General features: G+C 64.6%; 4 protein-coding genes and 3 pseudogenes. 1 reads left to right on the top strand and 6 read right to left on the bottom strand.

What is annotated here, in order from left to right:
- Positions 1 to 406: 406 nt before the first annotated feature.
- Entirely contained in the window at positions 407 to 553 is a 147-nt protein-coding gene (locus tag K2Y56_RS16145; protein WP_292509595.1) for a hypothetical protein, read from the bottom strand.
- A 128-nt stretch (positions 554 to 681) separates the two neighbouring features.
- Complete coding sequence (locus tag K2Y56_RS16140) at positions 682 to 1434, bottom strand: IS6 family transposase (protein ID WP_292509592.1); 753 nt, start codon at positions 1432 to 1434, stop codon at positions 682 to 684.
- Between the two features lie 256 nt (positions 1435 to 1690).
- Here K2Y56_RS16140 and K2Y56_RS16135 point away from each other — a divergent pair.
- Positions 1691 to 1975: pseudogene (locus K2Y56_RS16135) on the top strand (DDE-type integrase/transposase/recombinase); the annotation flags it as partial.
- Positions 1976 to 2115: 140 nt separating this feature from the next.
- Here the strand turns inward: K2Y56_RS16135 and K2Y56_RS16130 are convergent.
- From K2Y56_RS16130 to K2Y56_RS16115, 4 genes and pseudogenes are all read right to left on the bottom strand, one after another.
- Positions 2116 to 3801: a methyl-accepting chemotaxis protein gene (locus tag K2Y56_RS16130; protein WP_292509589.1), complete on the bottom strand. Its 1686-nt coding sequence runs from the start codon at positions 3799 to 3801 to the stop codon at positions 2116 to 2118.
- A gap of 246 nt (positions 3802 to 4047) precedes the next feature.
- Complete coding sequence (locus K2Y56_RS16125; RefSeq protein ID WP_292509586.1) at positions 4048 to 5127, bottom strand: HD domain-containing phosphohydrolase; 1080 nt, start codon at positions 5125 to 5127, stop codon at positions 4048 to 4050.
- A gap of 170 nt (positions 5128 to 5297) precedes the next feature.
- Positions 5298 to 5769, bottom strand: a pseudogene (locus K2Y56_RS16120) (IS6 family transposase); the annotation flags it as partial.
- Between the two features lie 88 nt (positions 5770 to 5857).
- A pseudogene (locus K2Y56_RS16115) lies at positions 5858 to 6298 on the bottom strand (GGDEF domain-containing protein); the annotation flags it as partial.
- Positions 6299 to 6361 lie beyond the last annotated feature (63 nt).

Raw genomic sequence — 6361 nt, 5'->3', positions numbered from 1 at the left:
GGCACCAGCTTGAACGACGGGGCTGCGACGCCCCGACGAACCCGCTCCCATCCCTCCAGCGCCGACAGAACGATCCGAACCCACACGCGTCAGAACAGACGCGCGATCCCGCGCGCCAGCAACCCGAAACGCACCGCTAGCCACCGCCCGATGAATAAGATGGGTTAGCCTCGGCCTCTGACCTGTCTCAGCAGTCGGAGCGCCTTAACGGCGAAGTCAGTCGCTTCCTCGCAACCGTGCGGGCAGCGTGAGGGGATTCCCCGAGAACGATTATGGAACCACTCGTACCGTCCTTTGGGGTATGGTCCTGCGGACAGGGGTGCGGAGGCCTGACTGGCGTCCGCAAGGTCCAGATCGGATCTGCGGACAAGCAGCTGTTCGGACAGGGCCCCTGCGGACCCTTCACCTAGCGCAGGCGGCGACCGTCTTTCGGGATGGCAGAGAGATCGAAGGCGTAGCCCTTGGCCGCCAGGGCCTCGAGGACCAGGTACTTCACGGTCACCCGGCGATCGAGGGCCTCCTGCCGCAGGGCCGTCCAGACGGGATCTGGCACCTCGACCTTCAGGACCGTCGCCTTGGTCTTTCGCCTCGCGGCAGCCCGGGTCTTCGGTGTCGGGACCGGGCTGGGGCCTGTCGCAAGCCGTACCGCAGGTCGCAAGATGGGCCAGTCCGACCTCGTTTTCAGGTTTCGTTAACTTTTTGAAGTCCGAGGCAGATCCCGAGCAAGCGGTTCTGCTCGCGCACGGTCCACGCGCCGGCAAAGCCGAAGCCCTTGCGCAGCCACAGCATGGCCTCGAAGCCCTGGATCGTGCGTCGCGCCGTGTTGAACGAGCGGAAGCCGCCGATCCTGGGCATGTTCTTCTTGACCCGGAAGTGGTCGCTCTCGATCCCTTGCTGCAGGTGCTTGGTGACGTAGTGGATCGGCGTGTGGGGGAGTAGGCCCTCCTTGCGGTTCTCGACGATGGCTGGCGGATAGGTTCCGGCACCATCCGTGCCGATCCGGTCCGGAGCGAAGAGTGGTTCGGCCGAGAGCAGCTTGCGGAAGAAGCGCTTGGCGGCGTCCAGATCGCGGTTGGCGGTGAGGAGGAAGTCGACAGGATTGCCGTGCTTGTCGATGGCCCGGTAGAGGTAGCGCCACTCACCGCGCACCCTGATATACGTTTCGTCGATACGCACCGAGCCGCAGTGCGGCTTGCGGAACTGGCGCAGCCGCTTCTCGATCAGCGGCGCGTAGGCCAGGACCCAGCGGTTCAGGGTTGAGTGATCCACCTCCAGGCCGCGCTCCAGGAATAGCTCCTCGATGTCGCGGTAGCTGAGCGGATAGCGCAGGTACCAGGAAACGGCCTGGACGATCAGCGCGGCCTCGTAATGCCGGCCCCTGAAGTCGGCCTGGGCGCGCTGTTTGAGCTTGGCGGCGATGGCGGACAGGATCATGGGCGGCCTCCAGTTCGGATGGCGCCATGCAGGCCGTATGGTCAACGCGGGGTAAACGCTGCGGGTTTGCGACAGGGCCCTAAAGGCTGCCTACCGACGGCCGGGTGACCGTCTCGTCGCGCTGGAAGCCGTCCACTCGGCCTTCACAACGAGACGACGCCGAACGACAGCTGTTCCCTTCGGACGCTTCGTCGCGAAGGTTGTTGATCAAAGGCAGAATGCCCTGATCAACCAAGTCGCATGAAACGGCGGGGATGCCTCCAGTGAGAGCCGCAAGGAGGGCCTGCTGCCCCGCATGCCACTCCATGACGTGACCAAGCACCTACAGCGGGGCATCGAAAGCGACCACTTCCGCGTCAAGTGGGCCATGCCGCGCGTAGGCGGATTTTGCTCGTTTAGTACTGCCCGCCGCACTATCCGAGGCTTCGAGGCCATGCTCTGGTTGCGCAAGGGTTTCGGGCTTGCCGGTGCGTGGGCCGTCCGCGAGCAGAACAAACTGCTTGCCGTCTGCTTCGGACTTCCGGCGGTTGACAAAACCTGAAAACGAGGCAGATCCGACGTCTACTGCGGCTTACGGCACGGCATGCGACAGGCCCGCATCGATTCCTGGGTGTGGACCTGGATGCCGCTGCTTACGGCACCCGCAGTCCGTCTCGTTCGATGCCTTTCGGATCCTGTATACTAGGCGGCACGCACCGTCGCCAGGAAACGGGCAACCTCGCTGCCGAGGCTTTCCGACTGGCGCGAGAGTTCGGAGGCGGCGCCCAAAACCTGGCTTGCAGCCGCGCCGGTTTCCTCGGCGGCATGCGCCACACCCGTGATGTTGCTCGTCACCTCGCCGGTACCCATCGCGGCCTGGGCCACGTTGCGCACGATCTCCTGGGTGGCCGCCCCCTGCTCCTCCACCGCCGCGGCGATCGTGGTCGAGACGTCGCTGATCTCCTGGATCCGCATCGTGATGCTACCGATCGCCGCGACGGCTTGGCTCGTCGAGCCCTGGATCTGGTCGATGTGGCCGCCGATCTCTGCCGTCGCCCGCGCCGTCTGGTTGGCCAGCTCCTTGACCTCGGCGGCCACCACCGCAAAGCCCCGCCCGGCTTCTCCGGCTCGCGCCGCCTCGATGGTGGCGTTCAGCGCCAGCAGGTTGGTCTGACTTGCAATCGAGGTGATCATCGTCACCACGTCGCCGATGCGGGCTACCGCAGTGTTGAGCTGCTGCACGAGAGCGGCCGTCTGCGAAGCTTCCTGAACGGCCGCGTGAGCCATGGTGGCGGATGCGCTCACCTGGCGTCCAATTTCCTGCACGGAGGAGCCAAGCTCCTCGGCCGCCGCCGCCACGGTAGTGACGTTCGAGGCGGCCTCTTCGGCGGCTGCGGCGACGCTGGTCGACTGGTTGGCAGTCTGGGTGGCGGTGCCGGCCATGCTCTGGGCGGTCGCCTGCAGCTCGGTGGCCGCCGAGGTGACCATGCCGACGATGCCGCCGACCGCGGTGTCGAAGCGATCGGCCATCTCGTGCATGGCCGCCTTGCGCTGCGCCTCGGCTCCCGCCCGGGCGAGCTCCGTGTCCTTTTCCAGCTGACGGGTGCGAAGCAGGTTGTCCTTGAACACCCCGACGGCGGCGGCCATGTCGCCGATCTCGTCGCGGCGCGCCTGGGACGGGATCTCGACGGCGGTGTCGCCACCGGCAAGCCGGCGCATCGTCGAGGTCATGCGTTCGATCGGGCGGGCGACACCGAACAGACTGAAGAGCATCGCCCCGGCGGCGACCACCAGAGAGATCCCCATCGAGACATAGGCCATGAGCAGCGCCGAGGCCGCGCTGGCCATGCTGACCTCGGTGCTGACCCTCGCACCGTCACGATTGAACTCGACGGTCTTCTGCAGGGCGCGACTCGCGCCGTTGTTCAGATCGGCCATCTCCGGGCTTGTCGTGAGGTCCAGCGCGTCCGCCTTCTGGCCCGCCTTCATCAGCGCGACGATCCTCTCCTGGCCCTCTGTGTAGCGAGCCCAGAGGGAACCGAACTGCTCGTAGATCGCTCGCTCCTCGGGCGAGCTGATTAGCGGTTCGTACGTGACACGCAGTTCGTCCAGGGTCTTGAGCGCTTTGCGGAAGCTCTGCTCGTTCTCGGCCAGCGCCTGGGCACTCTCAGAGGCCACCACGAACCGGTACAGTTTGACCCGAACGTCCCGCGTGGCGGTGCTCAACGCGTTGGCGACGTTGACCGAGGGGAGCCAATCGGTAGCGACCTCGTTCACCTCGCGCTGGATGGCATTCAGCTTCAGCACGCTGACGGCGCCCTGGCCGGCCGCCGAGACCGCAAGCAGGGCGACCGAGCCGATCAGGATGGTCTTGACAGAGATGCGCATCGTCGTGGGGCCGATCCAGTTCGTGGGTCGGCGGCAAAGTACCCAACCCAGACTTAATTTGCAGTTATAGTTCTCCCGTTCCTGTCAAAACCGAAAGAACATGAACTAAATTTTATAGTCATATTTCAGGGATGAACACTCTGGTGTCATCGATTTTTAACGTATTCTTCGAGTTGCAGATACTTTGTTAACTTCTTGAAGTGTGCCGAAGCGAGCGGTGACCGACCCATCCCGTCAAAGCGCTGACTAGGCTGCCACCACCATCACACCGCCCGCCGCCTCTGCCAGGGGCTTAAAAGCACGGACGAAGTCGGGGTCGACCTTGCCGTCCATCCCCTTCAGGATGTCGTAGGCCTCCTCCCCGCCGAGGGGACGCCGGTAGGGGCGCCGCTCGATCAGCGCAGCGAAGATGTCGCACACCGTGATCAGGCGCACGAGGTCGGGGATGCGCTCCGATCGCAGTCCGTCGGGATAGCCGGACCCATCCAGGGCTTCATGGTGGGAGCGCACCACCGCCAGCATCGCATCGGGATAGCCCTGGTCCTGCAACATGCGATGGCCGAGTTCGGGATGCGTCCGCATCACCGCCAGTTCGTGCGCATCGAGCTTGTCGGGCTTGTTGAGAATGGTCAGGGGAATGCGGGATTTGCCAAGATCGTGCAGCAGGGCCGCCTGCGTGAGTTGCCGGCAATCGAGCGGCCGCAGGGCCAGTTGACGCGCAAATCCAGCCGCGAGCCCGGCCACCAGGAGGCAGTGCTGGTGGGTCATGTCGTCGAAGCGCCAGACGACGTCGAGCCAGGCGCGAATATCAGCCCGGTTGACGGCATCCACGACGAGTTCTGTGCCCTGCGCGATCACGGACGTCTCGAGGGGCGATCCGGACCGACCAAGCTCGAAGATCCGGGTCAACGCCTCATCGGCTTCGGAGATGGCGGCTACGATGTCGACCGCGGGGGAAACCGTCCGGGTCATCTCACCCAGGAGAGCGACGAGGCCCCTGGCAGCATCCTCGGCCCGGAGCGTTCGGGTCGCGCCCAAAGCGTCTGCCTGCACCCGGCTGCGCGATGAGTCCTCGTGAAGCAGGCAGAGGAAAGGCGGACGCCTGGGCTTGAGCCGATCCAGGTACGCGCGCAGCCCTGCGACTTGCGCGGAATGGGACAGGGACACGTCGCTGACGATGGCTGTGACCGTCGACAGATCACGGGCTTGCCCTCCCTGATCGGGATCCAGCACGTCGATCACCAGGAGCTCACCCGAGGCTCGAAGGTGCGAGGCCAGCCTCTGGCTTCTACGAGGGAGATCGGTGAGGAGGAGAATGGCGTTCACGAGAAGGTGTCCGTTGAGCGGCGAGAGCAGGTGGATCCTAGAAGGAGGCTCGTAATCGAGCACTTAAACCAACACCCTGGTTTCCGGGCGAATTGGCTAGTTCCTATCGGTCATATGATGCCCGAAGATGGCTACGTTGCGGTTCTGACTCTCGTATTGCGGTTCTCAGCGATGGCCGGCGGGTAGGTTCCGGCTCCATCCGTGCCGATCCGATCAGGAGCGAGCAGCGGCTGATCCGCCAGCATCTTGCGGAAGAACCGCTCGGCCGCGTTGAGGTCGTGCTGGGAGGTCAGCAGGAAGTCGACGGGGTTCCCGTTCTTGTCGATGGCGCGGTAGAGGTAGCGTCACTCATCCCGAACATTGATATAGGTTTCGTCGATCCGCATCGACCCACAGTGCGGCTTGCGAAACTGGTGTAGCCGCTTCTCGATCAGCGGCGTGTAGGCGAGAACCCAGCGGTTCAGGGTGGAGTGATCGACCTCCAGGTCGCGCTCGCGGAACAACTCCTCATGTCGCGGTAGCGCAGTGGGTAACGCAGGTACCAGACGACGGCCTGGATGATGAGCGCCGCCTCATAGTGCAGTCCCTTGAAGTGGCCTTGGCCCGGCGCTTCAGCTTCGCGGCGATGGCGGACAGGATCATGATGCGGCCTCCGAAACGGGAGGGGCCATGCGGGCTCTATGGTCAACGCGGGGTAAACGCCGCGAGTTTGCGACAGGGCCGAAGCGCTTTAGCTACCGACGATGCGCAAGCCCGTATTGACGACAGGTCTCACGCCGGCGGATGCTGCGGCCCGAGTCTGATTGCGTCCGCGGGCCTTGGCCTCGTACAGCGCCGCGTCGGCGCGGCGATAGAGGTCAGCAGCGTTGGAGGTGGCCGAGGCCAGGCCGATGCTCACGGTGACGGCGCCCGGCCCAATGCCGGCAGACCCTACCGACAACGTCGACACCTGGGCATGCACCTCCTCTGCCACCCGCAAGGCGCCGGCCTCGTCGGTGCCAGGCAGCAAGAGCACGAACTCCTCGCCACCGACCCGACAGGCAAGATCGGAAGGTCTATGCACGCTCACGGTCAGGCAGCGAGCTATGCCCTTCAGAACCTCGTCGCCAACGGCGTGACCGTAGCGGTCGTTGAAGCGCTTGAAGTGGTCCGCATCGATAACGAGCAGGGATGTCCGTCGTCAGATGATTTGGGACATTCAGCGGTGTTCAGGAGCGGAGGCTCTGGTCCATCT

Source organism: Methylobacterium sp., from assembly GCF_019745455.1.
Taxonomy (GTDB): domain Bacteria; phylum Pseudomonadota; class Alphaproteobacteria; order Rhizobiales; family Beijerinckiaceae; genus Methylobacterium.
The sequence above is the reverse complement of the archived record's forward strand: the minus strand, read 5'-3'. Positions and strand labels throughout refer to the sequence as shown.

Bases quoted from the DNA above. Each gene is read 5' to 3' on its own strand.
- K2Y56_RS16140 (WP_292509592.1), bottom strand. From the start codon at position 1,434: ATGATCCTGTCCGCCATCGCCGCCAAGCTCAAACAGCGCGCCCAGGCC.
- K2Y56_RS16130 (WP_292509589.1), bottom strand. From the start codon at position 3,801: ATGCGCATCTCTGTCAAGACCATCCTGATCGGCTCGGTCGCCCTGCTT.